The 26,735-nt window shown below is 38.5% G+C and carries 42 protein-coding genes; all 42 read left to right on the top strand.

All coding sequences use genetic code 11. The features are described from left to right. The first annotated feature begins 424 nt into the window (after positions 1-424). The 42 genes from rpsJ to NY10_RS07945 all read left to right on the top strand — a co-directional run bounded on the left by rpsJ (position 425) and on the right by NY10_RS07945 (position 26,731). Complete coding sequence (gene rpsJ / locus NY10_RS08150; RefSeq protein ID WP_058919503.1) at positions 425-733, top strand: 30S ribosomal protein S10; 309 nt, start codon at positions 425-427, stop codon at positions 731-733. A gap of 28 nt (positions 734-761) precedes the next feature. After that, positions 762-1,397: a 50S ribosomal protein L3 gene (gene rplC / locus NY10_RS08145; protein WP_058919502.1), complete on the top strand. Its 636-nt coding sequence runs from the start codon at positions 762-764 to the stop codon at positions 1,395-1,397. A 26-nt stretch (positions 1,398-1,423) separates the two neighbouring features. Next, positions 1,424-2,047 (top strand): 50S ribosomal protein L4, encoded by a 624-nt coding sequence (gene rplD / locus NY10_RS08140; protein ID WP_058919501.1) that lies wholly within the window; start codon positions 1,424-1,426, stop codon positions 2,045-2,047. Next, positions 2,047-2,331: a 50S ribosomal protein L23 gene (rplW, locus tag NY10_RS08135; protein ID WP_058919500.1), complete on the top strand. Its 285-nt coding sequence runs from the start codon at positions 2,047-2,049 to the stop codon at positions 2,329-2,331. Before rplD ends, rplW begins: the two co-directional genes overlap by 1 nt. Before the next feature lie 36 nt (positions 2,332-2,367). Beyond that, entirely contained in the window at positions 2,368-3,201 is an 834-nt protein-coding gene (gene rplB, locus NY10_RS08130; protein ID WP_058919499.1) for a 50S ribosomal protein L2, read from the top strand. A gap of 52 nt (positions 3,202-3,253) precedes the next feature. Next, the gene (gene rpsS / locus NY10_RS08125) at positions 3,254-3,532 is read left to right on the top strand and encodes a 30S ribosomal protein S19 (RefSeq protein ID WP_058919498.1); all 279 of its coding nucleotides are present in this window, start codon (positions 3,254-3,256) and stop codon (positions 3,530-3,532) included. 20 nt (positions 3,533-3,552) lie between these two features. After that, positions 3,553-3,909, top strand: coding sequence for a 50S ribosomal protein L22 (gene rplV, locus NY10_RS08120; protein WP_058919497.1), 357 nt, complete (start codon positions 3,553-3,555; stop codon positions 3,907-3,909). Positions 3,910-3,912: 3 nt separating this feature from the next. Next, positions 3,913-4,569: a 30S ribosomal protein S3 gene (gene rpsC, locus NY10_RS08115; protein ID WP_058919496.1), complete on the top strand. Its 657-nt coding sequence runs from the start codon at positions 3,913-3,915 to the stop codon at positions 4,567-4,569. Between the two features lie 2 nt (positions 4,570-4,571). After that, positions 4,572-5,006: a 50S ribosomal protein L16 gene (gene rplP / locus NY10_RS08110; protein ID WP_058919495.1), complete on the top strand. Its 435-nt coding sequence runs from the start codon at positions 4,572-4,574 to the stop codon at positions 5,004-5,006. Further along, a complete protein-coding gene (rpmC, locus tag NY10_RS08105) occupies positions 4,996-5,190 on the top strand; it encodes a 50S ribosomal protein L29 (protein WP_058919494.1) in 195 nt (64 codons plus the stop codon). The genes rplP and rpmC overlap by 11 nt, the downstream gene beginning before the upstream one ends. A 27-nt stretch (positions 5,191-5,217) precedes the next feature. Then, positions 5,218-5,484, top strand: a complete 267-nt coding sequence (rpsQ, locus tag NY10_RS08100; RefSeq protein WP_058919493.1) for a 30S ribosomal protein S17 — start codon at positions 5,218-5,220, stop codon at positions 5,482-5,484. A gap of 51 nt (positions 5,485-5,535) precedes the next feature. Further along, a complete protein-coding gene (gene rplN / locus NY10_RS08095; protein ID WP_058919492.1) occupies positions 5,536-5,904 on the top strand; it encodes a 50S ribosomal protein L14 in 369 nt (122 codons plus the stop codon). A gap of 36 nt (positions 5,905-5,940) precedes the next feature. Next, entirely contained in the window at positions 5,941-6,252 is a 312-nt protein-coding gene (rplX, locus tag NY10_RS08090; RefSeq protein ID WP_058919491.1) for a 50S ribosomal protein L24, read from the top strand. 26 nt (positions 6,253-6,278) lie between these two features. Beyond that, the gene (gene rplE, locus NY10_RS08085) at positions 6,279-6,818 is read left to right on the top strand and encodes a 50S ribosomal protein L5 (RefSeq protein WP_058919490.1); all 540 of its coding nucleotides are present in this window, start codon (positions 6,279-6,281) and stop codon (positions 6,816-6,818) included. A gap of 18 nt (positions 6,819-6,836) precedes the next feature. Continuing rightward, positions 6,837-7,022 (top strand): type Z 30S ribosomal protein S14, encoded by a 186-nt coding sequence (locus NY10_RS08080; protein ID WP_016184192.1) that lies wholly within the window; start codon positions 6,837-6,839, stop codon positions 7,020-7,022. A gap of 32 nt (positions 7,023-7,054) precedes the next feature. Next, positions 7,055-7,453 carry a 30S ribosomal protein S8 gene (gene rpsH, locus NY10_RS08075; protein ID WP_058919489.1) on the top strand — a complete coding sequence of 133 codons (399 nt, stop codon included), beginning with the start codon at positions 7,055-7,057 and terminating at the stop codon, positions 7,451-7,453. A gap of 31 nt (positions 7,454-7,484) precedes the next feature. Then, positions 7,485-8,021, top strand: coding sequence for a 50S ribosomal protein L6 (gene rplF, locus NY10_RS08070; RefSeq protein ID WP_058919488.1), 537 nt, complete (start codon positions 7,485-7,487; stop codon positions 8,019-8,021). A 45-nt stretch (positions 8,022-8,066) separates the two neighbouring features. After that, entirely contained in the window at positions 8,067-8,423 is a 357-nt protein-coding gene (gene rplR / locus NY10_RS08065; RefSeq protein ID WP_082664219.1) for a 50S ribosomal protein L18, read from the top strand. Between the two features lie 20 nt (positions 8,424-8,443). Continuing rightward, on the top strand, positions 8,444-8,944 hold the full coding sequence (gene rpsE, locus NY10_RS08060; protein ID WP_058919486.1) for a 30S ribosomal protein S5: 501 nt from the start codon (positions 8,444-8,446) through the stop codon (positions 8,942-8,944). Positions 8,945-8,961: 17 nt separating this feature from the next. Further along, complete coding sequence (gene rpmD / locus NY10_RS08055; RefSeq protein ID WP_058919485.1) at positions 8,962-9,141, top strand: 50S ribosomal protein L30; 180 nt, start codon at positions 8,962-8,964, stop codon at positions 9,139-9,141. Positions 9,142-9,184: 43 nt separating this feature from the next. Beyond that, the gene (rplO, locus tag NY10_RS08050) at positions 9,185-9,625 is read left to right on the top strand and encodes a 50S ribosomal protein L15 (protein ID WP_058919484.1); all 441 of its coding nucleotides are present in this window, start codon (positions 9,185-9,187) and stop codon (positions 9,623-9,625) included. Further along, complete coding sequence (gene secY / locus NY10_RS08045) at positions 9,625-10,923, top strand: preprotein translocase subunit SecY (protein ID WP_058919483.1); 1,299 nt, start codon at positions 9,625-9,627, stop codon at positions 10,921-10,923. The genes rplO and secY overlap by 1 nt, the downstream gene beginning before the upstream one ends. Positions 10,924-10,983: 60 nt before the next feature. Continuing rightward, positions 10,984-11,640, top strand: a complete 657-nt coding sequence (locus tag NY10_RS08040; RefSeq protein ID WP_058919482.1) for an adenylate kinase — start codon at positions 10,984-10,986, stop codon at positions 11,638-11,640. A 253-nt stretch (positions 11,641-11,893) separates the two neighbouring features. Further along, positions 11,894-12,112: a translation initiation factor IF-1 gene (gene infA, locus NY10_RS08035; RefSeq protein WP_034551736.1), complete on the top strand. Its 219-nt coding sequence runs from the start codon at positions 11,894-11,896 to the stop codon at positions 12,110-12,112. Between the two features lie 35 nt (positions 12,113-12,147). Continuing rightward, entirely contained in the window at positions 12,148-12,261 is a 114-nt protein-coding gene (gene rpmJ, locus NY10_RS08030; protein WP_034551737.1) for a 50S ribosomal protein L36, read from the top strand. Positions 12,262-12,291: 30 nt separating this feature from the next. Beyond that, positions 12,292-12,657 carry a 30S ribosomal protein S13 gene (gene rpsM, locus NY10_RS08025; protein WP_058919481.1) on the top strand — a complete coding sequence of 122 codons (366 nt, stop codon included), beginning with the start codon at positions 12,292-12,294 and terminating at the stop codon, positions 12,655-12,657. A 25-nt stretch (positions 12,658-12,682) separates the two neighbouring features. Next, on the top strand, positions 12,683-13,069 hold the full coding sequence (gene rpsK, locus NY10_RS08020; protein WP_058919480.1) for a 30S ribosomal protein S11: 387 nt from the start codon (positions 12,683-12,685) through the stop codon (positions 13,067-13,069). 73 nt (positions 13,070-13,142) lie between these two features. Beyond that, complete coding sequence (locus NY10_RS08015; RefSeq protein ID WP_058919479.1) at positions 13,143-14,087, top strand: DNA-directed RNA polymerase subunit alpha; 945 nt, start codon at positions 13,143-13,145, stop codon at positions 14,085-14,087. A gap of 26 nt (positions 14,088-14,113) precedes the next feature. Continuing rightward, positions 14,114-14,494 (top strand): 50S ribosomal protein L17, encoded by a 381-nt coding sequence (gene rplQ / locus NY10_RS08010; protein ID WP_058919478.1) that lies wholly within the window; start codon positions 14,114-14,116, stop codon positions 14,492-14,494. 656 nt (positions 14,495-15,150) lie between these two features. Continuing rightward, positions 15,151-15,990: an energy-coupling factor ABC transporter ATP-binding protein gene (locus NY10_RS08005; protein ID WP_058919477.1), complete on the top strand. Its 840-nt coding sequence runs from the start codon at positions 15,151-15,153 to the stop codon at positions 15,988-15,990. Then, the gene (locus NY10_RS08000) at positions 15,966-16,877 is read left to right on the top strand and encodes an energy-coupling factor ABC transporter ATP-binding protein (protein ID WP_058919476.1); all 912 of its coding nucleotides are present in this window, start codon (positions 15,966-15,968) and stop codon (positions 16,875-16,877) included. Before NY10_RS08005 ends, NY10_RS08000 begins: the two co-directional genes overlap by 25 nt. Beyond that, positions 16,874-17,671 (top strand): energy-coupling factor transporter transmembrane component T family protein, encoded by a 798-nt coding sequence (locus NY10_RS07995; protein ID WP_058919475.1) that lies wholly within the window; start codon positions 16,874-16,876, stop codon positions 17,669-17,671. The genes NY10_RS08000 and NY10_RS07995 overlap by 4 nt, the downstream gene beginning before the upstream one ends. A gap of 189 nt (positions 17,672-17,860) precedes the next feature. Continuing rightward, positions 17,861-18,676, top strand: a complete 816-nt coding sequence (truA, locus tag NY10_RS07990) for a tRNA pseudouridine(38-40) synthase TruA (protein WP_058919474.1) — start codon at positions 17,861-17,863, stop codon at positions 18,674-18,676. Further along, positions 18,677-19,183, top strand: a complete 507-nt coding sequence (locus NY10_RS07985; RefSeq protein ID WP_058919473.1) for a GNAT family N-acetyltransferase — start codon at positions 18,677-18,679, stop codon at positions 19,181-19,183. Between the two features lie 67 nt (positions 19,184-19,250). Beyond that, complete coding sequence (locus tag NY10_RS07980) at positions 19,251-19,694, top strand: hypothetical protein (RefSeq protein WP_058919472.1); 444 nt, start codon at positions 19,251-19,253, stop codon at positions 19,692-19,694. 151 nt (positions 19,695-19,845) lie between these two features. Next, the gene (gene rplM, locus NY10_RS07975) at positions 19,846-20,289 is read left to right on the top strand and encodes a 50S ribosomal protein L13 (protein ID WP_058919471.1); all 444 of its coding nucleotides are present in this window, start codon (positions 19,846-19,848) and stop codon (positions 20,287-20,289) included. 13 nt (positions 20,290-20,302) lie between these two features. Beyond that, positions 20,303-20,695, top strand: coding sequence for a 30S ribosomal protein S9 (gene rpsI, locus NY10_RS07970; RefSeq protein ID WP_058919470.1), 393 nt, complete (start codon positions 20,303-20,305; stop codon positions 20,693-20,695). A gap of 646 nt (positions 20,696-21,341) precedes the next feature. Next, positions 21,342-22,172 (top strand): SPFH domain-containing protein, encoded by an 831-nt coding sequence (locus tag NY10_RS07965; protein WP_231726720.1) that lies wholly within the window; start codon positions 21,342-21,344, stop codon positions 22,170-22,172. Positions 22,173-22,694: 522 nt separating this feature from the next. Beyond that, a complete protein-coding gene (locus NY10_RS12900) occupies positions 22,695-22,826 on the top strand; it encodes a hypothetical protein (RefSeq protein WP_058919469.1) in 132 nt (43 codons plus the stop codon). Positions 22,827-23,339: 513 nt separating this feature from the next. Continuing rightward, entirely contained in the window at positions 23,340-23,903 is a 564-nt protein-coding gene (locus tag NY10_RS07955) for a restriction endonuclease subunit S (RefSeq protein WP_058919468.1), read from the top strand. 19 nt (positions 23,904-23,922) lie between these two features. Beyond that, on the top strand, positions 23,923-25,518 hold the full coding sequence (locus tag NY10_RS07950) for a type I restriction-modification system subunit M (RefSeq protein WP_058919467.1): 1,596 nt from the start codon (positions 23,923-23,925) through the stop codon (positions 25,516-25,518). Next, positions 25,508-26,731, top strand: a complete 1,224-nt coding sequence (locus tag NY10_RS07945) for a restriction endonuclease subunit S (protein ID WP_058919466.1) — start codon at positions 25,508-25,510, stop codon at positions 26,729-26,731. Before NY10_RS07950 ends, NY10_RS07945 begins: the two co-directional genes overlap by 11 nt. The last annotated feature ends 4 nt before the right edge of the window (positions 26,732-26,735 follow it).

The raw sequence follows: 26,735 nt of genomic DNA, 5'->3' as shown, positions 1-26,735 counted from the left end.
AATACCATTCTTCTGATCGGTAAGAAGGTCAGTTAAATAAAAAGAGATTTCTTAACACTTTTAAGTAGACAAATGAAACAGAATAAGTTACGATAAGCGAGTTGATCACTTCTTATCGTAGCTTATTTATTTTAACCAAATGATTGCTTTCTTCTATAGAATAAGAAGAATGTTTCGGCAAGAACATAAAAAAGCAAAACAATAAAAATAAAAAGTAAAAAATGCTTGATAAAAAAAGATGTATCTTGTATAATTGAACAGGTGCTGATTTCAAAGAAGAGATCGTACTGGGTATTTCGAAAGAAACCCAATGGCTATGAAACGAGAGGTTGCGACACACCCGGCCGCTTTGCCACGGCGAGTGTGACGGAAATTTTCGTGGAGCAATGTCTAATTTCTAAGACTAGGCGAAGGAGGGAAAATGATGGCAAAACAAAAAATTCGGATTCGTTTAAAAGCTTATGAACATCGTCTTTTAGACCAATCAGCAGAAAAGATTGTAGAAACAGCAAAAAGAACTGGTGCTAGCGTGTCTGGTCCAATTCCATTACCAACAGAAAGAAGCCTTTATACTGTGATTCGTGCGACTCACAAATATAAAGATTCTCGTGAGCAATTTGAAATGCTTACACACAAACGTGTGATTGATATTATCAATCCTACACCAAAAACTGTTGATGCTTTAACAAAACTTGATCTACCATCTGGCGTAGACATCGAGATCAAACTTTAATACAAACTAAAAAAATGGAGGTGTACTCATGACCAAAGGAATCTTAGGCAAAAAAGTAGGGATGACACAAATCTTTACAGCGTCAGGCGAATTAATCCCTGTAACTGTAATCGAAGCAACACCAAACGTTGTTTTGCAACTTAAAACAATGGAAAACGACGGCTATGAAGCTGTTCAATTGGGTTACCAAGACAAACGTGATATTTTATCAAACAAACCTGCAAAAGGACATGTAGCAAAAGCAGATACTGCTCCTAAGCGCTTCATACGTGAATTTGACGATGTTGAGCTGGGAGAATACGAAGTGGGTAAAGAAATTCGTGTTGAGACTTTCGAAGCTGGAGACATCGTTGATGTAACGGGGACTTCAAAAGGTAAAGGATTCCAAGGCGTTATCAAACGTCACGGATATGGCCGCGGCCCAATGTCCCACGGATCCCGTCACCACCGTCGTCCTGGTTCATTGGGTGACGCTAACGCAGCTCGCGTATTTAAACAAACATTACTACCTGGCCGTATGGGCGGAAACCGCATTACAATTCAAAACCTTGAAATTGTTCGCGTAGACGCTGAGAAAAACGTTATTCTTATTAAAGGAAACGTACCAGGAGCTAAAAAATCCTTAATCCAAATTAGATCTGCTCACAAACAAGCAGCTAAATAATGAACTAAGAGAGGAGGAACAAAGGAATGCCAAAATTAGCATTATACAAACAAGATGGTACCCAAAATGGTGAAGTTACTTTAGACGACGCTATTTTCGGTATTGAACCAAACGAAAACGTTGTGTTTGACGCAATCATTATGCAACGCGCTTCATTAAGACAAGGAACTCATGCAGTTAAAAGCCGCGGTGCAGTACGCGGCGGTGGACGTAAGCCTTGGCGTCAAAAGGGAACAGGTCGTGCTCGTGCAGGATCTACTCGTTCTCCAATCTGGCGTGGTGGTGGTACAGTCTTCGGACCTACTCCTCGTTCATATAGCTACAAACTTCCTAAAAAAGTTCGTCGTTTAGCTATTAAATCAGTTCTTTCTACTAAAGTAGCAGAAGAAGATTTAATCGTTGTTGACGCATTGAACTTCGATGCACCAAAAACTAAAGAGTTTGCAAAAGTGTTAGAAAATCTAAACGTTGATACAAAAGTATTAGTAGTTGTAGAAGACGGAAATGATTTCACAATGTTATCAGCACGTAACCTTCCTGGAGTTACTGTAGTAGCTCACGACAACGTTACTGTACTGGATGTTGTATCTCACAACAAAATGATTTTGACACAAACTGCTCTTACTAAGGTAGAGGAGGTTCTTCAATAATGGATGTACGTGACGTAATCAAGCGCCCAATTATCACTGAAGCTTCAATGCTTGCTCAAGATGATAAAAAATTCACTTTCGAAGTGGATGTTCGCGCTAATAAAACTCAAGTAAAACAAGCAGTTGAAGAAGTTTTTGACGTTAAAGTTAAAAATGTAAACATCATGAACGTACGTGGGAAATTAAAACGTATGGGTAAACATGCTGGCTACACAAAAAAACGTCGTAAAGCAATCGTAACTTTAACAGCTGATTCTAAAGACATTCAATTCTTTGAAGCATAATTAAGACTTCAAAATACTATTCGGGAGGGAAAACACGTGGCGATTAGAAAGTATAAACCTACCACAAACGGTCGTCGTAATATGACTGGTTCAGATTTCGCTGAGATCACTTCAACAACGCCTGAAAAGACTTTGTTGGAACCGATCAAAAGAAATGCTGGTCGTAATAACGACGGTAAAATCACTGTCCGTCACCGCGGTGGTGGCCATAAACGCAATTACCGTGTGATTGACTTTAAACGTAACAAAGATGGTGTTGTCGGCATCGTCAAAACGGTTGAGTATGACCCAAACCGTTCTGCAAATATTGCATTAGTGCAATACACAGATGGAGTTAAAACATATATCATAGCACCAAAAGGAATCGAAGTTGGACAACAAATTTTCTCTGGAGCAGATGCAGATATCAAAGTTGGTAACGCACTTCCATTAGAAAATATCCCAGTGGGTACTGTTATCCATAACATCGAATTGAAACCAGGTAAAGGTGGACAATTAGTACGTTCTGCTGGAACTAACGCACAAGTGTTAGGTAAAGAAGGAAAATACGTATTGGTTCGCTTAAACTCAGGAGAAGTTCGTATGATTTTGGCAACTTGTCGTGCTACTGTTGGTTCTGTAGGGAACGAGCAACACGAATTGATCAACATTGGTAAAGCTGGTCGTAGCCGTTGGTTAGGCAAACGCTCAACTGTACGTGGATCAGTAATGAACCCGAACGATCACCCGCATGGTGGTGGTGAAGGTAAAGCTCCAATCGGACATCCAAGTCCAATGACTCCATGGGGCAAACCTGCTCTAGGATTGAAAACTCGTAACAAAAAAGCTCAATCTGACAAATTTATTGTACGTCGTCGTAAGAAAAAATAAATCAAGGTTAGCTGGTCAGCCAGCTACCTAATGAATGGAAGGAGGTTCAACCATGGGTCGTAGTCTTAAAAAAGGACCTTTTGTAGATGAACACTTGATGAAAAAAATGGAAGCATTGGCTAAAAGCGAAAAGAAATCTGTCGTTAAAACATGGTCACGCCGTTCAACGATTTTCCCAAGTTTTGTAGGATACACAATAGCAGTCTATGATGGACGCAAACATGTTCCTGTTTATGTACAAGAAGATATGGTCGGACACAAATTAGGCGAATTCGCACCAACAAGAACTTACCGCGGTCACGCTGCGGATGACAAAAGAACTAGACGTTAATATCGAGGGGAGGATTACTCATGCAAGAACAAATTACAGCAGCTAAAGCAACTGCAAAAACTGTTCGCATTGCGCCTCGTAAAGTTCGTTTAGTTGTCGATCTTATCAGAGGTAAAAGCGTTGGAGAAGCAATTTCAATTTTGAAATTCACTCCACGTGGAGCATCGCCAGTAGTTGAAAAAGTGCTTATGTCAGCAATTGCAAATGCAGAACATAACTACGATTTAGATGTAGAAAACTTGGTAGTTAGCGAAGCTTTTGTTAACGAAGGGGCAACGATGAAACGTTTCCGTCCTCGTGCTAAAGGATCAGCTGCACCAATTATGAAACGTACAAGTCACATTACAGTTGTGGTATCAGAGAAGAAGGAGGGATAATCTGTGGGTCAAAAAATTAATCCAACGGGGTTACGCGTAGGCATCATCCGCGATTGGGATGCTAAATGGTATGCAGAAAAAGAATATGCTAACTATTTACACGAAGATCTACGTATCCGTGAATACATTGCTAAAAAACTTAGCGACGCTTCTATTTCACAAATTGAAATCGAACGTGCTGCTAATCGTGTAAATGTTTCACTTCATACTGCTAAACCGGGCATGGTTATCGGTAAAGGCGGTTCTGAAGTTGATTCACTACGTAAAAAATTAAACGAGTTAACAGGCAAACGTGTCCACATCAACATCGTGGAAATCAAAAAACCTGACTTAGATGCAAAATTAGTTGGCGAAGGAATTGCTCGTCAATTAGAAAGCCGTGTTGCTTTCCGTCGTGCTCAAAAACAAGCCATCCAACGTACTATGCGTTCTGGCGCTAAAGGAATCAAAACGCAAGTTTCTGGTCGTCTAAACGGTGCAGATATCGCTCGTAGCGAAACTCACTCTGAAGGATCAGTTCCATTGCACACATTGCGTGCCGATATCGACTACGCATGGGAAGAAGCAGATACTACTTATGGTAAATTAGGCGTTAAAGTCTGGATCTACCGTGGAGAAATTCTTCCAACAAAAAAGAACGCTGAGAAAGGAGGGAAATAATCATGTTAGTACCTAAACGTGTAAAATTCCGTCGTGAATTTAGAGGTAAAATGCGTGGTGAAGCTAAAGGTGGTAAAGAAGTAACCTTTGGAGAATGGGGCTTACAAGCTGTTGATTCTCACTGGATCACTAACCGCCAAATCGAAGCAGCACGTATCGCAATGACACGTTATATGAAACGTGGTGGGAAAGTATGGATTAAAATCTTCCCTCACAAATCATATACGTCTAAAGCAATCGGAGTTCGTATGGGTTCTGGTAAAGGAGCTCCTGAAGGTTGGGTAGCACCAGTTAAACGTGGAAAAATCATGTTTGAAGTTGGTGGCGTCTCTGAGGAAATCGCTCGTGAAGCATTACGTCTAGCTTCTCACAAATTACCGATCAAAACGAAAATTGTAAAACGTACAGAAACTGGTGGTGAATCGAATGAAGGCTAATGAACTTAAAGAGTTATCCACTGCTGAAATGATTGGAAAAGAGAAAGAATACAAAGAAGAACTATTCAATCTGCGATTCCAATTAGCAACAGGTCAATTAGAAAATACTTCTCGTTTAAGTGAAGTTCGCAAATCGATTGCACGCATTAAAACTGCGTTACGTCAAGCTGAGCTACAAAAATAGTTGATTGGCAAAGGAGGCTACCAAACAATGAATGAAGAACGTAATCATCGTAAAGTTTACCAAGGACGCGTTGTTTCTGACAAAATGGATAAGACAATCGTTGTCGTAACAGAAACTCAAAAGAGACATAGCAAATACGGTAAACGTATGAAATATTCTAAAAAATACAAAGCACATGATGAAAACAATGTTGCCAAAATGGGCGATATCGTAAAAATTATGGAAACTCGTCCGTTATCAGCTACAAAACATTTCCGTTTAATGGAAGTTGTAGAAGAGTCAATTATCATCTAATTGAAACTCAAGATGAAGATCTGTTTCTAATTCCGAAAGGAGGATACTCTAGTGATTCAATCAGAAAGTCGTTTAAAAGTTGCTGACAACTCAGGCGCACGTGAAGTGTTAGCTATTAAAGTTCTAGGCGGTTCAGGCCGTAAGACTGCTAATATTGGTGATGTAATTGTTTGTAGTGTGAAACATGCAACACCAGGTGGCGTTGTCAAAAAAGGTGAAGTTGTTAAGGCTGTTATTGTTCGTACTAAATCTGGCGCTCGTCGTACAGATGGTTCTTACATTAAATTTGATGAAAATGCTTGTGTAATCATTCGTGACGATAAAAGTCCGCGTGGAACACGTATCTTTGGACCTGTTGCACGTGAATTGCGTGAAAACAATTTCATGAAGATCATTTCATTAGCTCCAGAAGTTCTATAATAACCAACCATCCACTAAAGGAGGTGCAAGAAACACATGTACATTAAAACAGGTGATAAAGTAAAAGTAATTACTGGTAAAGACAAAGGAAAAGAAGGCGTGATTTTAAAAGCTTTCCCTAAAAAAGACCAAGTAATCGTTGAAGGAATCAACACGGTGAAAAAACACCAAAAACCTAGTTCATTAAATCCGCAAGGAGGCATTCTTGAAACTGAAGCTCCAGTTCACGTTTCTAACGTAATGCTGATTGACGCTTCTACTGGCGAACCAACACGCGTTGGCTACAAAGTTGAAGATGGTAAAAAAGTACGTATTTCTAAAAAAACTGGTGAAGTTTTAGATAAATAAATCATAAGGAAGGAGGGACAACCCGCATGAACCGCCTTAAAGAAAAATATTTGAACGAAGTAACACCATCATTGGTGGAAAAATTTGAGTACAAATCAGTTATGCAAACTCCAAAAGTTGAAAAGATCGTTATCAACATGGGAGTCGGCGATGCTGTATCAAACGCTAAAAATTTAGATAAAGCTGTTGATGAGTTAACCGTTATTTCTGGTCAAAAACCAATCATAACTAAAGCTAAAAAATCAATTGCTGCTTTCCGTTTACGTGAAGGTATGCCAATTGGTACTAAAGTTACTTTACGTGGAGACAGAATGTACGATTTCTTAGACAAATTGGTTTCTGTTTCACTTCCTCGTGTACGTGACTTCCATGGTGTAAGCAAAAAAGCTTTCGACGGACGTGGAAACTACACTTTAGGAATTAAAGAACAATTGATCTTCCCAGAAGTTAACTACGATACTGTAGATAAAGTTCGAGGAATGGATATTGTTATCGTAACAACTGCTCAAACAGATGAAGAAGCACGCGAACTTTTAACACAACTTGGAATGCCATTCCAAAAATAAACTAAGGAGGCGAACTACGTGGCTAAAAAATCAATGATTGCTAAGAACAAACGCCCTGCAAAATTCTCAACTCAAGAGTACACTCGTTGCGAACGTTGCGGACGTCCACACTCAGTTTATCGTAAATTTAAACTTTGCCGTATTTGCTTCCGCGAACTTGCCTATAAAGGACAAATTCCCGGCGTGAAGAAAGCAAGCTGGTAAGACGATACTCGCATAAAGGAGGCTAAAAACAAATGGTCATGACAGATCCAATCGCAGATTTTCTAACTCGTATTCGTAATGCCAACCTGGCACGTCACGAATCATTAGAAGTACCTGCTTCAAAAATTAAAAAAGATGTTGCTGACATTTTAAAACGTGAAGGTTTCGTAAAAAATGTAGAGTACATGGAAGATGACAAACAAGGGGTTATCCGTGTTTTCTTGAAATATGGAAAAGACAACGAACGTGTTATCACAGGTTTGAAACGTATCTCTAAACCAGGTTTGCGTGTATACGCTAAATCCGGCGAAGTGCCTAAAGTTCTTAACGGACTTGGGATCGCGATCGTATCAACTTCTGAAGGTGTATTTACAGATAAAGAAGCTAGAGCTAAAAACGTCGGTGGAGAAATTATTGCTTACGTTTGGTAATTTTGGAAATTAAACAAGGAGGTGCATAGCTGTGAGCCGTATCGGTAATAAAACAATCACTGTTCCTGAAGGCGTAACGATTACTCGTAACGAGAATGAAGTTACTGTTAAAGGACCAAAAGGTGAATTGACTCGCTCTTTCAGCCCTATTATTACAATGACTGTAGATGGTAACGAAATTTCTTTTGCTCGTCCAAACGATTTGAAAGAAAATCGTGCGATGCATGGAACAATGCGTGCCAACTTAAACAATATGATTGTTGGTGTAACTGTAGGATTTGAAAAAGCTTTAGACTTAATCGGTGTTGGGTACCGTGCACAATTACAAGGAAACAAACTTGTAATGAACGTAGGATACTCACATCCAATCGAATTCAATGTAGAAGAAGGATTAACTGTTGAAGTTCCTGCTAATACTAGAGTTGTCGTTAAAGGTACAAACAAAGAACGTGTCGGAGAATTAGCTGCGAATATTCGTGCTGTTCGTCCACCAGAGCCTTATAAAGGTAAAGGAATTCGTTACGTTGATGAATTTGTACGTCGTAAAGAAGGTAAAACTGGTAAGTAATTACCTAGTTGCCTAAGCAAGTAAAAAAATAAAGAGGTGACAATTGTGATCAATAAACCAGACAAAAATAAAGTACGTTTGAAAAGACATTCACGTGTACGTTCTAAAATTTCTGGTACTGCAGAGTGCCCACGTTTAAACGTTTTCCGTTCTAATACAAATATCTACGCTCAATTAATTGATGACGTAGCGGGTGTGACGCTAGCAAGCGCATCTTCATTAGACAAAGGAATTTCAGGCGATACAAAAGTTGCTCAAGCAACAGCTGTCGGCGAATTAGTAGCTAAAAACGCTGCTGAAAAAGGAATCAAAAAAGTAGTCTTTGACCGTGGTGGATACCTTTACCATGGCCGTGTGCAAGCTTTAGCTGAAGCAGCTCGCGAAAATGGACTAGAATTTTAAAAAAAGGAGGAATACCACACATGGTTTACATCGATCCAACTCAATTGGAATTAGAAGATCGTGTAGTTTCAATCAACCGCGTAACTAAAGTTGTAAAAGGTGGACGTCGTTTACGTTTTGCTGCATTAGTTGTTGTAGGAGATAAAAACGGACACGTAGGTTTCGGTACTGGTAAAGCTCAAGAAGTACCTGAAGCTATCCGTAAAGCAATTGAAGATGCTAAGAAGAATCTTATTGAAGTACCTATGGTTGAAAGTACGATTCCTCATGAAGTTATCGGACGTTACAGCGGCGGAAACATTTTAATGAAACCTGCTAAAGAAGGTTCTGGAGTATCTGCTGGTGGCCCAGTACGTGCTATCTTAGAGCTTGCTGGAGTAGCGGACATTACAAGTAAATCTTTAGGATCAAGCACACCAATCAACATGGTTCGTGCAACAGTTCAAGGATTACAACAATTAAAACGCGTTGAAGAAGTTGCAAAACTTCGTAACAAATCTGTAGAAGAAATTCTAGGATAAAAGGAGGACAATAAGAAATGGCTAATTTAGAAATCACTTTAAAACGTAGCGTTATCGGACGTCCTCAAAATCAACGTGATACAGTTAAAGCATTAGGTTTGAAAAAAACTAATACTACTGTAGTTAAACCTGCTAATGAAGCAATCAAAGGTATGGTTAACACAATTTCACATTTAGTGGACGTTAAAGAAGTTTAAAAAAAAGAACGAAATCTTTTATTGAAGGAGGTGCCCAATCTATATGAAACTTCATGAATTAACATATGCTGAAGGTTCTCGTAAAGAACGCAACCGCGTTGGACGTGGATCTTCATCAGGTAATGGTAAAACTTCAGGTCGTGGTCAAAAAGGACAAAAGTCACGTTCAGGTGGTGGCGTACGTCTAGGGTTCGAAGGTGGACAAACACCATTGTTCCGTCGTTTGCCTAAACGTGGATTTACAAACATCAACCGTAAAGAATATGCTATTGTGAATCTTGAAACCTTAAACCGTTTTGAAGATGGTACAGAAGTAACACCAGCAATGTTGGTCGAATCTGGTATCATCAAAGCTGAAAAATCTGGGATTAAAGTTTTGGGTAACGGTCAAGTTGAACGTAAACTAACTGTTAAAGCAAGCAAATTCTCCCAAGCAGCTAAAGAAGCTATTGAAGCTGCTGGTGGTTCAATCGAGGTGATCTAATGTTTACATTACTGAAGAATGCATTCCAAGTAAAAGACATTAGAAGCAGAATTCTCTTCACTCTCGGTATTTTAGTAATCTTTCGCATAGGAACCCATTTAACGGTTCCTGGCGTAGATGCCACGGCTTTACAAGGCCTTTCATCTTCTTCGAATGGTCTGTTTGGTCTGTTGAATACCTTTGGTGGGGGAGCATTGAGCAATTATTCTATTTTTGCACTAGGTGTTTCTCCTTATATCACATCTTCAATCGTCGTCCAATTGTTACAAATGGATATTATTCCTAAGTTCGTTGAATGGTCAAAACAAGGTGAAGTAGGACGCAGAAAGTTAAATCAAGTTACACGGTACTTAACGATCGGCTTGGCATTTGTTCAAGCTATCGGTATCTCATTTGGTTTTAACGCGCTGACAGGTACTGGCTTAGTCAAAAACCCTGGAACGTCTGCTTATCTTTCGATTGCAATTATCTTAACAGCCGGAACTATGTTGGTTATGTGGCTGGGGGAACAAATTACAGTCAAAGGATTTGGGAACGGAACGTCAATGATCATCTTTTCAGGGATCATTGCAAAAATACCGACAGATATAGCAACTTACTACAACATCCAAATTCGTAATGCCGGAGATGAGCTTGTAGGGGCGATTCTTTTTACAATTGCTATTTTAGTTGTAATAGCGTTACTTGTAGTTGTAGTCGTTTATATCGAGAATGCAAAACGTAAAATACCTGTTCAATATTCGAAACGAGTGACTGGCTCAGGCCAAAGCTCACACTTGCCTTTAAAAGTAAACTCAGCTGGAGTTATTCCAGTTATCTTCGCAAGTTCGTTCATTATGACACCACAAACGCTGTTGGGATTCTTTAGTCAGAATAACGCAGATGCACAATGGTTCGTCATTCTGAATAAAATCTTTAACTTGCAAGAACCAATTGGTGCCGTATTATATACGTTGCTGATTGTGGTCTTTACTTACTTCTATGCATTCATTCAAGTGAATCCAGAAAAAGTAGCAGAAAACTTACAAAAACAAGGCGGCTATATCCCAAGTGTGCGTCCTGGTAAACCGACACAAGACTTTCTCTCTCGTACATTAACCCGTTTGAGTACAGTCGGTGCCCTTTATCTAGGAATTATCGCATTATTGCCGATCGTCGCATCCGGCTTGTGGAATTTGCCTCCATCTCTTGCTTTAGGTGGTACGAGCTTACTGATCGTAGTAGGTGTCGCACTAGATTCAGTTAGACAACTGGAAGGCCAAATGATCAAACGGAGTTACCAAGGCTTTATACAATAAGAAGAAAGTGTTGGGGAATTATCCTCAGCACTCATTCTTACATTAATAGGAGGGTAAATGATGAATCTCATTTTAATGGGTCTTCCTGGTGCAGGAAAAGGAACGCAAGCTGAACAAATCGTGGACACATACCATGTGCCTCACATTTCAACAGGCGATATGTTCCGTGCTGCTATCAAAAATGAAACTGCCTTAGGTTTAGAAGCAAAAACATTTATGGATAAAGGTGAATTGGTACCTGATGAAGTAACAAACGGGATTGTAAAAGAACGTTTAGCTGAAGCAGATACTGAAAACGGCTTTTTATTAGATGGATTTCCAAGAACCCTAAATCAAGCGGAAGCTTTGGAAAACATTCTTAAAGACTTGAACAAGAAATTAGATGCCGTTATTTACATCAATGTAAACAAAGACATTTTAATGGAACGTTTAACTGGACGGATTATCTGTCGTACATGTGGTGCAACTTATCATAAAACCAATAAGCCGCCAAAAGTGGCTGGTACATGTGATCGTTGTGGCGGACATGATTTCTATCAAAGAGAAGACGATAAACCTGAAACCGTTGAAAACCGAATTGCTATTAACCTTGAATTAACAAACACTCTGTTAGACTTTTATACAAAACGTTCTGTTTTGCATACTGTCAATGGCGAGGACGATGTTCAAGACGTGTTCAAAGATATTCAAGAAATTATTGCTGATACTAAAAAGTAAGGCGAAAATTGAGTCTGTTCTTTTGATCCGTTTATGATACCTGCTCTATATTGAAGTTGTTAAGTAAGCAAAGCGATAGTCTGCAGTAGGCTTGTTACTATGTTAAGTTTGTGTTATAATGTGCCAGGTGTTGAATTTTCAACTCTGTTATGTTGTGTAACAATTAATAGGTTAAAAAAACAGAAGGTGAGGGCTATGGCGCTCACTGTTTATCGCGTTTAAGATGCGAAACACTTTAAAGGAGGTACGAGGCGTGGCGAAAGACGATGTCATTGAAATTGAAGGAACAGTCGTTGAAACTTTGCCGAATGCAATGTTTAAAGTCGAACTTGAAAATGGCCATATTGTATTGGCACACGTTTCAGGCAAAATCCGTATGCACTACATTAGAATTCTACCTGGAGACAAAGTTACAGTTGAGTTGTCCCCATACGATCTAACACGTGGTCGCATCACATATCGCTTTAAATAATTGTACTCCGTCAATTAAAATGGGAGGTATAGTTCATGAAAGTAAGACCATCAGTTAAGAAAATTTGTGACAAATGCAAAGTTATCCGTCGTAACGGACGTGTTATGGTGATTTGTGAAAATCCAAAACATAAACAACGTCAAGGATAATGATTTAAACTATTAGGAGGTGTAATTGAAATGGCTCGTATTGCTGGTGTAGATATTCCGCGTGATAAACGTGTAGTAATTTCTCTAACATATATTTTTGGAATCGGTAAAACAACAGCTCAAAAAGTTTTGAAAGCTGCTGACGTTTCTGAAGAAATTCGTGTAAATGACTTAACAAATGATCAATTAGATGCTATTCGTGCAGAAATTGACAAATTAAAAATTGAAGGTGACCTTCGTCGTGAAGTAAGCCAAAACATCAAACGTTTGCTTGAAATTGGTTCATATAGAGGCATGCGTCACCGCCGTGGTTTACCAGTTCGTGGACAAAACACGAAAAACAACGCGCGTACTCGTAAAGGCCCGTCTAAATCAATTGCAGGTAAGAAAAAATAATAATTAAGTAAGGAGGTCAACCTTCATGGTAAAAAAAGTTGTACGTAAACGCCGTGTGAAAAAAAATATCGAAAGTGGGGTTGCTCACATTCGCTCTACTTTTAACAACACTATTGTAATGATCACAGATGTTCATGGAAATGCTATTTCATGGTCTTCTGCAGGAGCTTTAGGCTTCCGTGGATCAAGAAAATCAACTCCATTTGCAGCTCAAATGGCCGCAGAAGCAGCCGCTAAAGTATGTATGGAAAATGGTATGAAAACTGTAGAAGTTGCCGTTAAAGGTCCTGGTTCAGGTCGTGAAGCAGCAATTCGTTCTCTACAAGCAACTGGTTTAGAAGTTACTGCTATTCGTGACGTAACTCCTATCCCGCATAATGGATGCCGCCCTCCAAAACGCCGTCGTGTTTAATTGAGAGCTGCTTCGTTTTGTTGCTTTGCGCTCGTTAACATGAACTTCACGTTTTGAAAGGGGTATAGATAGAATGATCGAAATTGAAAAACCAAGAATTGAAACGATTGAGATCAGCGATGATGCTAAGTTTGGTAAATTCGTTGTAGAGCCACTTGAACGCGGTTATGGAACAACGCTAGGAAACTCTCTACGTCGTATCTTGTTGTCTTCTCTACCGGGAGCAGCAGTAACCACTATTCAAATTGATGGTGTTTTACACGAGTTTTCAGCTGTCGATGGTGTACTTGAAGATGTAACGTCAATCATTTTAAACATAAAAAAACTTGCACTCAAGTTATATTCTGGTGAAGATAAAACGATTGAAATCGATGTAAAAGGTCCAGCAGTTGTCACAGCAGCTGATATCGTTTACGATAGCGATGTTGAAATCTTGAACCCTGACTTGTACATTTGTACTGTAGCAGAAGGCGCGCGTTTCCACGTTCGCATGACAGCTAAAACGGGTAGAGGTTATGCAAGAGCTGAACACAATAAACAAGATGATATGCCTATTGGCGTATTGCCAATCGATTCGATTTACACCCCAGTTAGTCGTGTAAACTACCAAGTAGAAAACGCACGGGTTGGTCAAAAAGATATTTTTGATAAATTAACGCTTGATGTATGGGCAGATGGTTCTATTAGCCCGGAAGAAGCTGTTAGTCTTGCAGCTAAAATTCTAACTGAACATTTAAATATCTTCGTGAATCTAACCGATGAAGCTCGTAAAGCTGAAATCATGGTAGAAAAAGAAGAAACGCATAAAGAAAAAATGCTTGAAATGACTATTGAAGAACTTGATTTATCTGTACGTTCATACAACTGTTTGAAACGTGCTGGAATTAATTCTGTTCAAGAATTAACCGATAAATCAGAAGCTGAAATGATCAAAGTACGCAATCTAGGACGTAAATCACTTGAGGAAGTTAAATTTAAGTTATCTGAACTTAATTTAAACTTACGTCAAGACGATTAGTACTGTACCAAGGGAGGAAAATCAAAATGGGTTACCGTAAATTAGGCCGTACAAGCTCACAACGTAAAGCAATGTTACGCGATTTAACATCTGACTTGATCATCAACGAGCGTATTGTTACAACTGAAACACGCGCTAAAGAAATCCGTAAAACAACTGAAAAAATGATCACTTTAGGTAAAAAAGGCGACTTGCACGCACGTCGTCAAGCAGCAGCTTTTGTTCGCAATGAAGTAGCTTCTATTAAAGAAGAAGGCGAAGAAATCGTTGTTCAATCTGCTTTACAAAAACTATTTAGTGATATCGCGCCTCGTTACACTGAGCGTCAAGGTGGATACACGCGTATCATGAAAACAGAACCACGTCGCGGCGATGCTGCACCAATGGTTATTATTGAATTAGTTTAATCTTATAACTGGATGGAAACTGCCGCATTGGATACGTTCAGTGTGGGAACGAAGTTGGTTGAGAAAACGAAATTCAAATGAAGTTCGCTTTTTTGATGTAATGTAAAGAGTGTTATGATGATGGAATGAACAATTGGTTTATTCCAAGTCTAGCTCGAAACTTCTCTTGAATGAAAATGGGTTTCATTCAAGAGAGGTAAATTCATCGAGAAAAGTGATTTTTTTTGTCTTAAAACAGGCAACAAATAAGTGGGTCTGTCCCCTTATTTGTTGCCTGTTTTAGTATAAAGAATGCTATCTCTTTGCTGAATCGTGTTTGCGATCCTTAGGAGTTGAAATTTCCTCCAGAAATTTCAAGAATGTAGAATACATCTATTTCACTTGTTAACAACAAAAAAATAAAAGTAAAAATTCAACCACCATGATCACTAATAAAGAAAGAACTGTTTTCACCTATAAAATGAAAAATAAACGCAACAAGTCTGACCGGTTTAGATGTTATAAACACGTTAAAAAAGACTAATGGAGACGGCAATTTAAAAAGCAGGCATTTGAAGCGGTTACCTTGGTAACAAAGGCTTGAGCGTATTGCACCGGATCCTTTTTTTTGATAGTCTTAAGAAGACTTGAATTAAAAAGAACGCGAGGAATGTTCAATGGAGAAAATCATATCGTTAAAAGATATTTCATACCAATACCATGCAACAGATACTAGATTAGCTTTGAACAACGTTTCTCTTTCCATCGAAGCTGGAGAGTGGGTCGCGATCATCGGCCATAACGGTTCGGGAAAGTCTACATTAGCCAAAACAATCAATGGATTGATCGCTCCTGCCAGCGGAGAAGTAACCGTTGGAGGATTAGCTCTTACTGAAGAAAACATTTGGAAAATCAGAGAAATGGTCGGAATGGTTTTTCAAAACCCTGATAACCAATTCGTTGGATCAACGGTTCAAGACGATGTTGCCTTTGGTTTAGAAAACTTGGGCGTTCCAAGAGAAGAAATGATTGAACGGGTGGCGGATGCCATTGAACGTGTAAAAATGTCTGATTTCATGGAGAAAGAACCTGCTCGTTTATCTGGTGGACAAAAGCAGCGTGTCGCGATTGCGGGTGTTGTAGCATTGCGTCCAGCTATCATCATATTAGATGAAGCGACGAGTATGCTGGATCCTCAAGGAAGACAAGAAGTTTTGGCTACGGTCAAAGCGATCAAAGAAGAAGCTAACTTAACGGTCATTTCGATCACGCACGACATCGATGAAGCAGCCAATGCCAACCGAATTTTGGTAATGGAAAACGGCGAATTGATCCAAGAGGGAACGCCGGAAGAAATTTTTGCTTCAGGAGAAAAATTGATTCACATGGGCTTAGATTTGCCGTTTCCTGAGCGACTGAAATTAGATCTAAAAGAACGCGGCATTGATGTGCCAAGTGAGTACCTGACAGAAGAAGGGATGGTGGACTGGCTATGGACATTACTTTCGAAGAAGTAGGGTTCACTTATCAAAAAGGCACGCCTTTTGAAAACCGGGCTTTATACGCCATTGATATGACCATTAAAGAAGGCAGTTTTACAGCTTTAGTCGGCCATACCGGCAGCGGGAAATCAACGGTGCTGCAGCACTTAAATGCACTGATGAAACCAACAGAAGGAACGGTCACGATCGGAGAACGAATAATCACACCGACGACCAATAATAAAAATTTGAAATCGATTCGCAAACAAGTAGGTATTGTATTTCAATTCCCAGAAGCCCAATTGTTTGAAGAAACCGTTGCTAAAGATATTGCTTTTGGTCCTAAGAACTTTGGGGTTCCTGAAGCTGAAGCAATTGAATTAGCCCGAAAGATGCTGCCGTTAGTCGGTTTAGATGAAATTTTTATGGAACGGTCACCGTTTGACTTATCCGGCGGCCAAATGCGACGTGTGGCCATTGCCGGTGTATTGGCGATGGAACCGCAAGTACTGGTGCTAGACGAGCCGACTGCAGGACTAGATCCGCAAGGCAGAAGAGAAATGATGGAGATGTTTTATGATTTGCATCGTGAAAAAGGACTGACGATCGTTTTGGTGACTCACCAAATGGATGATGTAGCTAATTACGCTGATCATATGGTTATACTTGAAAAAGGTACCGTTATTAGAGAAGGCGCACCGCAAGAGATTTTTCAAGATGGCGACTGGCTGAAGTCAAAACAATTAGGCGTACCAGCTGCTGTTTCATTCGGACAGCTGTTACAGGCTAAATTGCCTTCGTTTAACGAACGTTTGCTGTTAACGACTAATGAACTGGCAGATGCGATTGCAGCGCAGGTGAATGCTCTAACAGCGAATGAGCGCCATCAAGAGCCTACAAGTGAAGCAGGTGAACCTAAATGATGGATAAACTGATTTTTGGCCGTTACATTCCTGGCGATTCTTGGATCCATAAACTCGATCCCAGAGCCAAGTTAATGGGCAGTATGTTCTTTATTGGAATTATCTTTCTAGCAAACAACTGGCAAACGTATTTCTTGCTCTTTTTGTTTACCATGTTTGTGATTCAATTATCTAAAATCAAATTGAGCTTTTTCATTAATGGGGTCAAACCTCTGATTTGGCTGATTTTATTTACGGTCATCTTGCAAGTTTTGTTTACAGGCGGCGGGACGGTCTACTTTTCTTGGGGACCGATCGTGGTTTCGCAAGAAGGACTCTTGAACGGAATATTTATTTTCTGCCGTTTTGTCCTGATTATTTTTATGTCGACGTTATTGACGCTAACGACCATGCCGCTTTCTCTGACGGATGCTATTGAATACCTGTTGCGGCCGTTAGTGTTTTTGAAAGTGCCGGTTTATGAAATCGCACTGATGTTGTCGATTGCTTTGCGTTTTGTACCGACATTAATGGACGAAACCGAAAAGATCATGAACGCACAGCGAGCTAGAGGAGTCGACTTTGGTGAAGGAAACGTCTTTCAGCAAATGAAAGCCATCGTTCCCTTACTGATCCCTTTATTCGTCAGTTCGTTTAACCGTGCAGAAGAATTAGCAACAGCCATGGAAGCTCGTGGTTACCAAGGTGGAGAAGGACGAACCAAGTACCGCCAATTGAAATGGGCTTCACGCGATAACCTTGTGATCATCGGCTATGGATTGCTGACTGTCGCTCTAGTCGCTTTAAGAGCCTAAGATAAAGCAGAATAAAGACTCATTCATCAGCTGTTGGAAGAGTCTTTTTTCTTTTGAAAATAAAAGGGTCTTTGTCAAATCAGTATGAGGAACGCTTAGGGAATAACATTTTCTCTAGAATACAGCCGCTTCACTTATGAATACCCAAAACGATAGAATCAAATAAAACATTTTTAGGAGTCAATGATAATGGAAACAACACGCTATAAAATCATTATTCAGTACGATGGAACCAATTTTAGCGGCTTTCAAATCCAACCTCACGATCGAACCGTTCAAGGCGATATTGAGAAAGCTTTAAAAATCATGACCAAAGGCATCGAGATCAAAATACAAGGTTCTGGCCGGACCGATTCAGGTGTACATGCACTCGGACAAGTGATCCATTTTGATTACCCTATTCAGATGCCGATAGCAAACATGAAACGTGCGCTGAATAGTTTAACGACGGATGAGATCGAAGTTTGTGATGTAGAAATCGTTAGCGAAGACTTTCATGCTCGCTACCTGACAACTGGGAAAAAGTACCAATACCGTGTAGACACCAATAAAGACACCAACCCTTTCAAACGGTTGTATACGAAGCACCATCAATACCCGATAAACATGGAAGCTCTGCAGCAAGCCTTAAAAGACATTGAAGGAACCCATGATTTTACGAGTTTTTGTGCTTCTAACAGCGGGCGGGAAAATAAAGTACGGACGGTTTACGAAGCCAGTGTGGTACAAGACGCAGCAAATGGCGAATTGATTTTTACGTTTCGCGGCAATGGTTTTCTATACAATATGGTTCGGATCTTCATCGGCACGTTATTGCAAATTGCCAACGGCAGACGCCCGGCAGACGATATGAAACGATTATTGGAAGTGAAAGACCGCAATCAAGCGGGCCCGACTGCAGCGCCTCAAGGATTGTATTTGGTAGAGGTTTATTATGACCTAGAAGAAGCAACGAAAGGCACCGCTTTTTATACACCCGAGACTAAAAAAATGGGAGTTAACTAAATGGACATATACATTCGAACCAGCCAATGGGCTGATTACCCGCAAATCGTAGAGATCGAAAACCAAATCTGGAATTCTACCAACACGCCGCAAGTGACCCATTATGCTTCACCAGAAGAGTATGCAGCACGATTTCCAGTAGGGTCGCATTTAGTGGCGGTCTCCCGCATCCGAAATGAAGTGCTAGGGTTTATTGGATTTCATCGTGCTACGAGCATGGAGGCCCACCAATGGACGTGGACGATCGATATTGGCGTCAACCCCGCTGCACAAAGTTCAGGAGTCGGAACAAAACTGCTGGATGCTGTAAAAAAACAAGCCCAAAGCGAACAGATTCATAAACTGAGCCTTCGTGTTTTAGGAACCAACCAAAATGCGATTCGTTTTTACCAAAAAAACGGCTTTGAAATCGAAGGCATTTTGAAAGATGAATTCTATCTCGACGGTCATTTTGTAGACGATATTTTCATGGCCTTTCCTTTAAAAAATGATACTCATTTGGTATAATGACACAATTATAAAGTCAAGTGCATAACTATAAGCGGACATAACTGAACAGTAAAGGAGTAGTTACATGAAAAAAGCACTATTGGTCTTTGTGGCGACGGCCTTCGTTTTAACAGGGTGCGGAACAAACAAAGCTGAGGCACCTACGAATGGTACTTCAGAACAATCAAGCCAGACGAGTCAAGAAAGCTCAGCTGTCGAAAGTTCAACAACGATAGAAGAAGCAGATAAAGAAGACAGCGACATGGCTTCAATCAGCGAAGAGGAACTAGAAAACGCTGAACCAGCAACTGATATCAGTCAGTATGAAGAATTAACTTATGTGCAAGAAAAAGTAGACTTATCAGACTATGAGAGCCGCATTGTAACAGACAATCCAGGTACACGCGTGATGCTGTTTCTTGATGGCACCAAACAAGTCTATAAAACAGTCTATGTGAAGCATAAGCAATGGCTGAAAGTAATAGATTTGCAAGCGAACAATTTAGTGATAAATGAATCAATACAGTAGCCGATAAAAGTTTCAAAAAGTTAGTTAGAATGATTGACAATTAGCTTTTAAAAAGGTATTATGTTAGGTGGTATTGTTTGCCCCACATAATGAGCCCCGGAAACTTATATTGTGCAACAAACAAACAGATAAGAATATGGAGGAAAAAAACGTGCGTACAACTTATATGGCTAAACCTAGCGAAGTAGAACGTAAATGGTATGTGGTAGACGCAACCGATATCCCTATGGGACGTTTGTCTACTGTAGTAGCATCCATTCTACGCGGTAAAAATAAACCAACTTTCACACCACACATCGATACAGGTGATTTCGTGATCGTTATTAATGCAGAAAAAATCAAATTGACTGGTAAAAAAGCAACTGACAAAATTTATTCTCACCACACTGGTTACATTGGTGGATTGAAACAAGTATCAGCTGGTGAATTGCGTGCTAACAACCCGCGTAAACTAATTGAATTGTCTGTAAAAGGTATGTTGCCTAAGAACACTTTAGGACGCAAACAAGGCATGAAATTACACGTTTACGGTGGTTCTGAACACGAACACCAAGCACAACAACCAGAAGTACTAGACATCACTAACCTAATTTAAGGAGGGAATTTCATTGGCACAAGTACAATATACCGGCACAGGCCGTCGTAAAAACTCAACAGCCCGCGTACGTTTAGTACCAGGTACTGGAAAAATCATCATGAACAAAAAAGACATCACTGAATACATGCCTTTCCCATATCTATACGTAATCGTTAAACAACCTTTAGCAGTTACTGAAACATTGGAAAACTATGATGTGCATGTAAACGTAAATGGTGGAGGCTACACTGGACAAGCAGGCGCTACTCGTCATGGTATCGCTCGTGCGTTGCTACAAGTAGACCCAGCTTTCCGTTCACCGTTAAAAGCTGCAGGCTTGTTAACACGTGACCCACGTATGGTTGAACGTAAAAAACCAGGTCTTAAAAAAGCTCGTAAAGCTAGCCAATTTTCAAAACGTTAATACTACGTTATATATTATCAAAAGAGAACCGCCTTATATGGCAGTTCTCTTTTTTTATGCACGAAAATTGGCGGTCTCAATTTGCTGTGTCTGTTCGAACAAAGAGAGTTACAGACACAGTAGTAGGCGTAACGAAGTGAAGCGTAGTTTCCATAGTGATGTACGAATGTAGTACAAGGCGAACGGAGAGAGCATGCAAAAAACGTTAATTGCTGGAGCCGTCGCGAATTTATTCGCTTACGGATACAGTATGGGACGGAGATTTCGAAAGAAATCGAGTACCAATCATTACAATATCAAGAAGAACTGTCATATGGCAGTTCTTTTTTTGCTTTAAATTTTTTAAAAATATTTAATTAAGGGTAGAAATTTAAGGAATTCAATGTTTTGGCTCATTTTTTTGGTATAATTAAAAGTGATGATTTTTTATGGGAAGAGGCAGAAAAAACAATAATCAACTCGTAAAAGAAAAAGTATGTAGAGAAGAATGCGTAGACTTAAAGCAGGAGATTCTGTGTATTTCTCTTTATATATTGCAGTAAACAATTATACGGGGTGATAATTTTGTAAGTAATAAAATAAAAAGGGAAGTTTTAGTTATTATTACGTTAGTGGTTCATTTGAAAAAAGAAAAGAGGAAATAGAATTGAACGAAAAAGTATACGATAAGAACAGCATCAAAAAAATCAAAGGGCTAATCATTGGTATTATAGTAATTATCCTATTAATAGGCGGCTTTTTAGTGTTTTTTGAAAAAATAGAAAATGGTTATGTAGGTGTTCGTTATTCAATGAATGGCGGAGTTAAAGATCAAACTCTAAGTCAGGGGGTTAAATTTGTAGGTCTTGATAAAGTAACCCAATATCCTATTCGATTGCAAACGGTTAAAGCAGAAAAGTTAAATTTAGCTACAGAAGATGGAAAAGCTACTCACGTATCTATTACATATGCTTATAAAGTAGACTCAAAAAAAGTTTCTGACGTATTTAAAGAATTTGGAAGTATTAACGTTGAAGACATTGAAGCCAATTGGTTAAAAGCACAATTGCTTAAATCCTCCCGTGCTGTAGTAGCTAGATATAGTTTATTGGATGTAACGGGATCGAAATCAACAGAAGTTCAGCAATCAATCTTAGAAGATTTCACTAAAGCAGTTGAACAAAAAGGATTTCTGGTAGAAGATGTTGCTTTTGGAGTTCCAGATGTAGATGCTGAAACACAAAAATCAATTGATGAAATTATTAAAGCTGGTCAAGAAAAAGAAAAAGCTATCTTAGAAGCTGATACAGCAAAAACAAAAGCTGATAGTTTAGCCTATCAAAAAGTAAAAGCAGCAGAAGCTGAAGCTGAGGCAAATAAAAAGTTATCAGAATCCATTTCAGAAGAATTAATTAAGTTAAAAGAAGTAGAAGCACGTTTAGAACATGGTTGGGTTGAAGTACAAACTGGTGAAGTAATTGTTGATACTACTAAGTAGGTGATAAAATGATTTTTTTCTTAGGTAAGCTTATTTTTATAATTATACTAGTAATACTAATAGGTAGTTTATTATTTGAGCTTTTTAAAGGCGCTAATAAAAACAAAGATGATGATTTAAACTTTTAAGTACCTTTTTGAAAATGTATAGTTGAAAATTTTGAGAAAGAGGTTCTTGTGATTACAAGGATCTCTTTTCTGTTACTTATCTCAAATCTCATTCTACTAAAAAATATTGCCATTTATTGGACAAGTTATTTGCTTAATAAATTAAAATTTGTTTGTTACTTCTCGGTTTATCCTGTATGATTTAAGGAAGATTGTAAAACCAAATATTGTACTGTTGGGCAAAGGATACGGAAAATAATAATGGATTTAAGAAATAGTGTTATGCGGTTTTAAAAATGGATTCACCATTTTTTAAAAGCTCGTAGACATTAAAATTAATTCCATTAATGTAGTCATCACTCCTCTTATCTCACTGAAAGTATTTAGTGCTACATTAACGAGGCGGTGTGAAAAAGTGAATTCAAAAGAGAAAATGTTAGAGTTAATTAAAAAGAAACAAGCAGGTGGCGGAAAATCTAAACAAACCAACACACCAAAAAATGATATAAAAAATATGCGAAAAGGTCCAAAGATTTTTAATAAATAAGCTAATTACACTACTTTGAAGAGGCAATGGATAGTGATGGATTGCGAATATCTGCTGTCCGTCTAATGTTCTAGTCCTGAAGCTGAATGAATAAAATGATGAAGATAGTAGAGTTGAATGTAGTTTATTTTACGCGACACCTAAAACTAGTAAATCTTCTCGCTTTTAAAGCGTTCATACATCTTATATATCAATAATTCAAGACACCTTCCTTATGAAGAGTGTCTATTTTTTTGCCTAAATTGGCAATCTCAATTTACTAAGTCCGTTCAAATAGATAGTTACGTATACAGTCAGTAGTAGGGGTAACGAAATGAAGTATAGTTACCAAGTTTTTGGATTTCTATTTTTCTGTAGTATTTAAAAGTTAGTGATAAAGGATTTGAAACCCAAAAATTAATTTTGTAATTTCGTGGAATTACTTATTAAATATTGACTAATTTCTAATCTATGTTATCATTCAAACGTACGTTCTTCGTAATTTGTTTAAATTACTCGGAAGGGAGTTGACGTATGAAATTCGAAAAAGTAGTACAGATAAACGTTGGACAAAATATCTCTAGATTTAAAGGGAAACAAAGTGATCGTTCAGGTATTTATACTAATGAGGATTTAATTGGTGATTTGCAAGAAGGTTTAAGGAATTTGACGACTAAAGCTGATACAAGTCTTTCTCAAAAGGATAAGTACCAATTATTCCCAGGAGACATTTTGTATAGTTTTGTAAGTTCCAAAGCAGGGATTGTTAGTAATAAGAATACAGGAAAATTGTTTAATCAGAACTTTGCAAAACTGACATTGCTATCTGACGAAATAGACTCAAAATACATATGCTATATTTTGAATGAATCAGTAAGTATAAAGAAGCAAATGGCCATTTTAATGCAAGGCAGCGTTGTTCCGAAGCTAACTCCAGCTATTTTACGTGAAATTGATATTAAACTCCCAAACAAAGATACGCAGTCAATTATTGGAACCAACTACTTTAACTTAAACAGGTACCAATACTTAACCGAATTAGAGATAGATCTAAATAGAAGAATATATTTAGAAATGCTAAAAAAATTAGATGTTTAAAGAAAAGAGGAATTAAATTATGGGAAACAATTTAAATCAGAAATTATTTAGTGCAGCGGATAATCTTCGCAGCAAAATGGATGCTTCCGAATATAAGAACTACTTATTAGGGTTGATTTTCTACAAATACCTTTCTGATAAATTATTGCAAAAAGTGGTGGAGTTAGCGGATGAGTCGTTAGAAGAATATGATACTGCAGATAAACAAACAGCTCTTTATCAAGAGTTGTTATCTGATGAAGAATCCAAAGAAGATTTGATTGCAACGATCGTCGATACCTTAGGTTATGATATCGAGCCAGCTTATCTCTTTAATGTGTTAGCGGATCAAGCTAAACAAAATGTTTTTCAGTTGAATGAATTAAACAAAGCATTCATCCAATTATCGTCGAACTATGATCAATTTAGTGGGCTGTTTGATGATGTCGATTTGCAATCAAGAAAATTGGGAGCGGATGACCAGCAGCGGAATGTCACGATCACAGAAGTCTTAAAGAAATTAAACGACGTTGATGTAATTGGGCACCAAGGAGACGTCATAGGGGACGCTTATGAGTATCTGATCAGTCAATTCGCCTCAGAGGCAGGTAAGAAAGCCGGAGAGTTCTATACTCCGCATATGGTCTCAGACATGATGGCGCAAATCGTGACGATTGGTCAAGAAGACAAGCGGTTGCTTAGTGTTTTTGACCCAACGATGGGTTCAGGCTCGTTGATGCTTAACGTAAGAAACTATTTGAACTATCCAGAAAACGTCAAATACCATGGTCAGGAATTAAATACGACAACGTATAACTTAGCTAAAATGAACTTGATCTTGCACGGTGTAGATGCAGAAGATATGGAGCTGCGCAATGGGGATACGCTGAATAAAGACTGGCCGACTGATGAACCTTATACGTTTGATTCAGTCGTCATGAATCCTCCTTATTCGGCCAAATGGTCTGCAGACGATACCTTTTTAGACGATTCTCGCTTTAACCGCTATGGCAAATTAGCACCAAAATCAAAAGCGGACTTTGCGTTTCTTTTACACGGTTATTATCACTTAAAAGAAACAGGTACGATGGCGATTGTTTTGCCGCATGGTGTGTTGTTTAGAGGAGCAGCAGAAGGTGTTATTCGTAAGAAGCTGTTGGAAGATGGCAGTATCTATGCTGTGATTGGTATGCCGGCTAATTTGTTCTTCGGAACTTCTATCCCAACGACCGTTATTATTTTGAAGAAGAACCGAACCAACCGTGATGTTCTATTCATTGATGCTAGCAGTGACTTCATTAAAGAAAAGAATCAGAATAAATTGACTCAAGAAAATATCGAAAAAGTTGTTTCAACTTATAAAGAACGAAAAACTATTGAAAAATACGCTCATGTAGCAAGCTTTGAAGAAATCAAAGAAAATGACTTTAACTTAAATATTCCTCGGTATGTGGATACATTTGAAGAAGAAGATCCTATTGATATGGTATCCATTGGAAAGGAAATAAAAGAAATACGCCAAGAAAAACAAGCACTTGAAACAAGTCTTTTCGAAGCTATTTCTTCGCTTCAGGTAAATTCAGAAGATGCGGAATGGATCAAAGGCGCTTTAGAGGTGTTTAACTATGAAAAGTAATAAACAACCAGAACTTCGTTTTCCTGGATTTCGTGAAGAATGGGAACAGCATAAGTTAGGCGACATCACAGATAGTTTTTCTGGTGGTACGCCAACTGCAAATAATAACTATTACTATAATGGACATGTCCCTTTTATTCGCTCTGGTGAGATTAGTTATGATACAACTGAACTTTTTATAACTGAAGAAGCTATAAAAAAATCATCTGCTAAGCTCGTTAATAAAGGAGATATTTTGTATGCTTTATATGGAGCAACTAGTGGAGAAGTTGGTATTTCTCAAATAGATGGTGCAATTAATCAAGCTATTTTAGCTATAAAGCCAAGATTTGGTGATGATTCTTATTTTATATCCCAATGGTTGAGAAAACAAAAACAGATAATTATAAGTACTTACTTACAAGGAGGACAAGGTAATTTATCAGGTGGAATAGTAAAAAAATTAATGATTGATATTCCAGTTAGTAAGGAAGAACAAAGAAAAATAAGTATATTTTTCAAACAACTCGATGATACTATTGTGCTTCATCAGCAAGAACTTACTACCCTTAAAGAAACTAAACAAGGCTTTCTACAAAATATGTTCCCAAAAGAGGGGGAGAGGGTTCCTGAAATCCGTTTTCCAGGATTTACTGACGATTGGGAACAGCGGAAGTTTGAAGATGTAATTACCTCAATTCAAACTGGAACTAATTTATTGGGTTCGAAGGCTAACCTAGGAATTCCCTTAATAAAAATGGGCAATATTCAAAGAGGTTATTTTAGTTTTAATAAATTAGAGTTTCTAAGCTCAACTGAACAAGTAGAAGAGAAAGACATTGCTTATTATGGAGATTTTCTTTTTAATACTAGAAATACTTTAGAACTTGTGGGGAAAGGAGCTACATGGTTTGGAGAAAGTGGCAAGTACGCGTTTAATAGCAACATCGCTCGATTCAAATTTGAAAGTGTCAATACTTCTTTTTTTAATTACCTTTATAACACACCGGAACTAATTAAACAGGTACAAGCAAGAGCAGTTGGAACAACTAGTGTAGCTGCAGTTTATCCAAGAGATCTGGACTCTATAAAATTTTTGCTTCCAAAAATTGATGAGCAAATAAAAATAGGTTCATTTTTCAAACAGCTCGACGACACTATCGCTCTTCACCAACGTGAGTTAGACCTATTAAAAGAAACCAAAAAAGCATTCTTACAAAAAATGTTTGTTTAAGGAG

Origin of the sequence: Carnobacterium sp. CP1 (assembly GCF_001483965.1) — a bacterium.
Classification (GTDB): domain Bacteria; phylum Bacillota; class Bacilli; order Lactobacillales; family Carnobacteriaceae; genus Carnobacterium_A; species Carnobacterium_A antarcticum.
The sequence above is the reverse complement of the archived record's forward strand: the minus strand, read 5'-3'. Positions and strand labels throughout refer to the sequence as shown.

Bases quoted from the DNA above. Each gene is read 5' to 3' on its own strand.
- rpsJ (WP_058919503.1), top strand. From the start codon at position 425: ATGGCAAAACAAAAAATTCGGATTCGTTTAAAAGCTTATGAACATCGT.
- rplC (WP_058919502.1), top strand. From the start codon at position 762: ATGACCAAAGGAATCTTAGGCAAAAAAGTAGGGATGACACAAATCTTT.
- rplD (WP_058919501.1), top strand. From the start codon at position 1,424: ATGCCAAAATTAGCATTATACAAACAAGATGGTACCCAAAATGGTGAA.
- rplW (WP_058919500.1), top strand. From the start codon at position 2,047: ATGGATGTACGTGACGTAATCAAGCGCCCAATTATCACTGAAGCTTCA.
- rpsS (WP_058919498.1), top strand. From the start codon at position 3,254: ATGGGTCGTAGTCTTAAAAAAGGACCTTTTGTAGATGAACACTTGATG.
- rplV (WP_058919497.1), top strand. From the start codon at position 3,553: ATGCAAGAACAAATTACAGCAGCTAAAGCAACTGCAAAAACTGTTCGC.
- rplP (WP_058919495.1), top strand. From the start codon at position 4,572: ATGTTAGTACCTAAACGTGTAAAATTCCGTCGTGAATTTAGAGGTAAA.
- rpmC (WP_058919494.1), top strand. From the start codon at position 4,996: ATGAAGGCTAATGAACTTAAAGAGTTATCCACTGCTGAAATGATTGGA.
- rpsQ (WP_058919493.1), top strand. From the start codon at position 5,218: ATGAATGAAGAACGTAATCATCGTAAAGTTTACCAAGGACGCGTTGTT.
- rplX (WP_058919491.1), top strand. From the start codon at position 5,941: ATGTACATTAAAACAGGTGATAAAGTAAAAGTAATTACTGGTAAAGAC.
- rplE (WP_058919490.1), top strand. From the start codon at position 6,279: ATGAACCGCCTTAAAGAAAAATATTTGAACGAAGTAACACCATCATTG.
- rpsH (WP_058919489.1), top strand. From the start codon at position 7,055: ATGGTCATGACAGATCCAATCGCAGATTTTCTAACTCGTATTCGTAAT.
- rpsE (WP_058919486.1), top strand. From the start codon at position 8,444: ATGGTTTACATCGATCCAACTCAATTGGAATTAGAAGATCGTGTAGTT.
- rpmD (WP_058919485.1), top strand. From the start codon at position 8,962: ATGGCTAATTTAGAAATCACTTTAAAACGTAGCGTTATCGGACGTCCT.
- rplO (WP_058919484.1), top strand. From the start codon at position 9,185: ATGAAACTTCATGAATTAACATATGCTGAAGGTTCTCGTAAAGAACGC.
- secY (WP_058919483.1), top strand. From the start codon at position 9,625: ATGTTTACATTACTGAAGAATGCATTCCAAGTAAAAGACATTAGAAGC.
- NY10_RS08040 (WP_058919482.1), top strand. From the start codon at position 10,984: ATGAATCTCATTTTAATGGGTCTTCCTGGTGCAGGAAAAGGAACGCAA.
- rpmJ (WP_034551737.1), top strand. From the start codon at position 12,148: ATGAAAGTAAGACCATCAGTTAAGAAAATTTGTGACAAATGCAAAGTT.
- rpsM (WP_058919481.1), top strand. From the start codon at position 12,292: ATGGCTCGTATTGCTGGTGTAGATATTCCGCGTGATAAACGTGTAGTA.
- rpsK (WP_058919480.1), top strand. From the start codon at position 12,683: ATGGTAAAAAAAGTTGTACGTAAACGCCGTGTGAAAAAAAATATCGAA.
- NY10_RS08015 (WP_058919479.1), top strand. From the start codon at position 13,143: ATGATCGAAATTGAAAAACCAAGAATTGAAACGATTGAGATCAGCGAT.
- rplQ (WP_058919478.1), top strand. From the start codon at position 14,114: ATGGGTTACCGTAAATTAGGCCGTACAAGCTCACAACGTAAAGCAATG.
- NY10_RS08005 (WP_058919477.1), top strand. From the start codon at position 15,151: ATGGAGAAAATCATATCGTTAAAAGATATTTCATACCAATACCATGCA.
- NY10_RS08000 (WP_058919476.1), top strand. From the start codon at position 15,966: ATGGACATTACTTTCGAAGAAGTAGGGTTCACTTATCAAAAAGGCACG.
- NY10_RS07995 (WP_058919475.1), top strand. From the start codon at position 16,874: ATGATGGATAAACTGATTTTTGGCCGTTACATTCCTGGCGATTCTTGG.
- truA (WP_058919474.1), top strand. From the start codon at position 17,861: ATGGAAACAACACGCTATAAAATCATTATTCAGTACGATGGAACCAAT.
- NY10_RS07985 (WP_058919473.1), top strand. From the start codon at position 18,677: ATGGACATATACATTCGAACCAGCCAATGGGCTGATTACCCGCAAATC.
- NY10_RS07980 (WP_058919472.1), top strand. From the start codon at position 19,251: ATGAAAAAAGCACTATTGGTCTTTGTGGCGACGGCCTTCGTTTTAACA.
- NY10_RS07955 (WP_058919468.1), top strand. From the start codon at position 23,340: ATGAAATTCGAAAAAGTAGTACAGATAAACGTTGGACAAAATATCTCT.
- NY10_RS07950 (WP_058919467.1), top strand. From the start codon at position 23,923: ATGGGAAACAATTTAAATCAGAAATTATTTAGTGCAGCGGATAATCTT.
- NY10_RS07945 (WP_058919466.1), top strand. From the start codon at position 25,508: ATGAAAAGTAATAAACAACCAGAACTTCGTTTTCCTGGATTTCGTGAA.